This window comes from Halobacterium bonnevillei (genome assembly GCF_009831555.1).
Taxonomy (GTDB): domain Archaea; phylum Halobacteriota; class Halobacteria; order Halobacteriales; family Halobacteriaceae; genus Halobacterium; species Halobacterium bonnevillei.
Map to the genome: position 1 here is coordinate 1 of NZ_WUUU01000234.1, position 3598 is coordinate 3598.

Annotated in this window: 4 protein-coding genes; all 4 read right to left on the reverse strand. The window is 69.3% G+C overall.

Annotated elements, in window-relative coordinates; all coding sequences use genetic code 11:
- Window positions 1–199: 199 nt before the first annotated feature.
- The 4 genes from ureG to GRX66_RS17415 are packed head-to-tail and all read right to left on the reverse strand — an operon-like array spanning window position 200 to window position 3357.
- Window positions 200–823, reverse strand: coding sequence for an urease accessory protein UreG (ureG, locus tag GRX66_RS17400; RefSeq protein WP_159527640.1), 624 nt, complete (start codon window positions 821–823; stop codon window positions 200–202).
- Window positions 824–854: 31 nt separating this feature from the next.
- Window positions 855–1211: an urease subunit gamma gene (locus GRX66_RS17405; RefSeq protein ID WP_159527641.1), complete on the reverse strand. Its 357-nt coding sequence runs from the start codon at window positions 1209–1211 to the stop codon at window positions 855–857.
- Complete coding sequence (ureC, locus tag GRX66_RS17410; protein ID WP_159527642.1) at window positions 1208–2914, reverse strand: urease subunit alpha; 1707 nt, start codon at window positions 2912–2914, stop codon at window positions 1208–1210. The genes GRX66_RS17405 and ureC overlap by 4 nt, the downstream gene beginning before the upstream one ends.
- Window positions 2911–3357: an urease subunit beta gene (locus GRX66_RS17415; protein ID WP_159527643.1), complete on the reverse strand. Its 447-nt coding sequence runs from the start codon at window positions 3355–3357 to the stop codon at window positions 2911–2913. Before GRX66_RS17415 ends, ureC begins: the two co-directional genes overlap by 4 nt.
- Window positions 3358–3598: the final 241 nt, after the last annotated feature.

Genomic DNA, 3598 nt, shown 5'->3' on the forward strand with positions numbered 1-3598 from the left:
CGTAGTTGAGTGTATACGCACCAGCTTGTCGACATCTGTTTTCTCGGCTTCCGTGGTGGAGCTGCCACATATTTGGGACGGACACCACCCGACGAGTGCGTACGTCGTACATAGATATGTGTCCGTCCTGCCGCGTACCCCTCGAACGCCGGATGCGGGAGGTGTCCGTCGTCGGTCGATGACGGGGCGTCGGCCGCCATCAGGCGAACAACACCCCGTCCCGGACGTGCGTGAGCACGTCCTCGACGCCGTCGCTCGCCTTGCAGTTCGTGAACACGACTGGGCCGTCCCGGACCTCGTCGGCGTCCGCGCGCATCACGTCGAGGTCCGCGCCGACGTGGGGCGCCAGGTCCGTTTTGTTCACCACGAGGAGGTCGCAGTCGACGACGCCCGGGCCGCGCTTCCGCGGAATGTCGTCGCCCTCCGCGACCGAGATGACGTACAGCGAGTAGTCCGCCAGTTCCGGGTTGAACGTCGCCGCGAGGTTGTCGCCGCCGCTCTCCACCAGGACGACGTCCAGGTCGGGGTAGTCCTCGAGGAACGCCTCGATCTGCCTGAGATTCATCGACGGGTCCTCGCGGATGCCCGTGTGCGGGCACGCCCCAGTCTCCACGCCCGCCACGAGGTCCTCGGGGACCACGCCGGCGAACCGCTCGCGGAGGCGGTCGGCGTCCGCCTGCGTGAGGATGTCGTTGGCGACGACGCCGACGTCCAGTCCCTGCTCGCGCAGCCGCGGAACGAGTTCGGTGAGCAGGCTCGTCTTCCCGGACCCGACGGGGCCGCCGACGCCGACAGTCGCCACGTCGCGGTGGGTCAGACTCATTTCTCCGCCCCCCGCGGATGACGTGTGGTGGTCACTGGCCGCCCTCCCCGTCCTCGCGGAGCGGGTCGCCGTCCGCGACACTGTCGGCGCGAATGGGGTCGTGGACGGTGACCAGTTTCGTGCCGTCCGGGAACACCGGCTCCACCTGGATCATGTCGATCATGCTGGGGACGCCGTCCATCACGTCCTCGCGGCCGAGCAACTGGGTCGCTGCCGACTGGATGGCCGCCACGGAGTGCCCGTCGCGAGCGCGCTCGATGCACCAGTCGCTGACGTACGCGACCGCTTCCGGGTGGTTCAGCGGGACGCCGCGGTCCCTGCGGCGCCGCGCGACCTCTGCCGCCGTGAACACCGTCAGCCGTTCCTCCTCCTTGGGCGTGAGTTTCATAGCAGGTACCGTTGTGCGAGTGGCAGTTCCGACGCCGGTTCACAGGTGACGACGTCGCCGTCGACGCGCACCTCGAACGTCTCGGGGTCGACGTCGACGTCGTCGGGGCAGTTCTCGTTGTACAGCATGCTGTCCTTGCCGAGCGTCCGCGTCCCCGACACCGGCACGACGGGCGTGTCGAGGCCGTACTCGTCGCCGACGCCCGCCTCGGCGGCCGCCGGGGAGACGAACGTCAGCGAGAGCGCGTGCCGGGCCGTCCCGACGGCGCCTGCGCGTTCGCGCTGGCGAATCGGCTCGCAGGTCATCAGCGAGCCGTTGGCCTCCCCCATCTCGGAGTGCACCGGGAACCCGCCCTTGAACGTCATCGCGGGTTTCGCGCCGAAGAACGCCGGGTCCCAGAGCACGACGTCGGCGAGTTTCCCGGGTTCGAGCGTACCGACGTACTCGTCGATGCCGGCCGAGACGGCGGGGTTGATCGTGTACTTCGCGAGGTAGCGCTTCGCGCGGAAGTTGTCGGCGCCCGTCCCGTCGTCCGGGGGGAGCGGGCCGCGCTGGGCCTTCATCTTCGAGGCGGTCTGCCAGGTGCGGGAGACGACTTCGGCCATCCGGCCCATCGCCTGGGCGTCGGAGGTCATCATCGAGATCGCGCCCTCGTCGTGCAGCACGTCCTCGGCGGCAATGGTCTCGGCACGGACCCGGGATTCGGCGAACGCGACGTCCTCGGGGACGTCCGGGTTGAGGTGGTGACACACCATCACCATGTCGAGGTGTTCCTCGAACGTGTTGTCCGTGTACGGCATCGAGGGGTTCGTCGACGACGGCAGGACGTTGGGTTCGCCCACCAGTTCCATGATGTCGGGCGCGTGGCCGCCGCCGGCGCCCTCGATGTGGAAGAGGTGGATGGCGCGGTCGCCGACGGCGTCGAACGTGTTCTCCAGGAACCCCGCCTCGTTGAGCGTGTCCGTGTGCATGCAGACCTGGACGTCCTCCTCGTCGGCGACCGACAGCGCGGTGTCGATGGCGGCCGGCATCGACCCCCAGTCCTCGTGGAGTTTCAGCCCGCAGACGCCGGCTTCGACCTGTTCGCGCAGCGGCTCCGGGTCCGAGGCGTTGCCCTTCCCGTAGAATCCGACGTTGACCGGCCACGCCTCCGCTGCCTGCAGGAACCGCTGGACGTTCTCGGGGCCGGGCGTGCACGTCGTCGCCCCGCCGCCGAACCCGCCGCCGAGCATCGTCGTGACGCCGGACGCGAGCGCGTGCTCGTGGAGTTGCGCGGAGTTCCAGTGCACGTGGACGTCGAGGCCGCCCGCGGTCGCAATCTTCCCCTCGGCGGGATAGACGTCCGTCGAGGGCCCGACGACCATGTCCACGCCGTCCATCGTGTCGGAGTTCCCGGCCTTGCCCACGCCCGCAATCTCTCCGTTCCGGATGCCGATGTCGCCGGCGACCACGCCCAGAACCGGATCGAAGACGGTGGCGTTCGTGATGACCCAGTCGAGGGCACCCTCGGCGCTGGTGGTGTCGGGAGACATCCCGAGGCCGTCCCGGAGCGTCTTCCCGCCGCCGAAGACTGCTTCGTCGCCGGGCGTCCGGTGGTCCGCCTCCACCTCGACGAGCAGGTCGGTGTCCCCGAGGCGGACCCTGTCGCCGACCGTCGGCCCGTAGAGGTCGGCGTACGCCTCGCGGTCGAGTTCGCGCGTCATTCTGAGTCCCCCGGGTCGCCGCCGGCCCCGTCAGTCGGTCCGCCGCTCCCTGTCCCGTCGGCTGGCCGGCCGGTGTCGGCGAACCCGGCCGCGCGCAGCCGGTCGAGTGCCTCGCCCGGGTCGACGTCGACACTCCCCTCGACCATCCCGTTCAGTCCACGCACGCGACGGTCCCCGCCGATTGCGACGAGGTCGACGGTCTGCTCGTCCCCCGGTTCGAACCGGACGGCCGTGCCGGCGGGCACGTCCAGCCGCATCCCGAACGCCGCTTCGCGGTCGAAGCGGAGCGCGGCGTTGGCCTCGAAGAAGTGGAAGTGCGACCCGACCTGTACGGGGCGGTCGCCGGTGTTCGCGACGGAGACCGTGGCACACTCCCGCCCCTCGTTCAGCAGCACGCTGCCGCTCCCGGGAATGACCTCCCCCGGGACGACGCCGTCACCCATGCCCGGCGACACCCCCGGAGCCGTTTCGATGTGTATGTTCGCTCATCGTGCTGTGGTTTCCCACCCCTAATGGCATAAAATCGAGCGAGTAGGACAATACTTGCACAGTTACGAACCGATTTGGTTGTGTTTCGTCTATCCATCCCCGATGACGATCTCCAGACTCAGAATCGCGCGCCGCGCCAGCGGACGGCTGCCCGGTGCTGCGGCCGCAGCGGAGGCGACGCCGTGACCGCCACCG

Excerpts from the sequence above, each read along its gene's own strand:
- ureG (WP_159527640.1), bottom strand. The coding sequence starts at position 823 with ATGAGTCTGACCCACCGCGACGTGGCGACTGTCGGCGTCGGCGGCCCC.
- GRX66_RS17405 (WP_159527641.1), bottom strand. The coding sequence starts at position 1,211 with ATGAAACTCACGCCCAAGGAGGAGGAACGGCTGACGGTGTTCACGGCG.
- ureC (WP_159527642.1), bottom strand. The coding sequence starts at position 2,914 with ATGACGCGCGAACTCGACCGCGAGGCGTACGCCGACCTCTACGGGCCG.
- GRX66_RS17415 (WP_159527643.1), bottom strand. The coding sequence starts at position 3,357 with ATGGGTGACGGCGTCGTCCCGGGGGAGGTCATTCCCGGGAGCGGCAGC.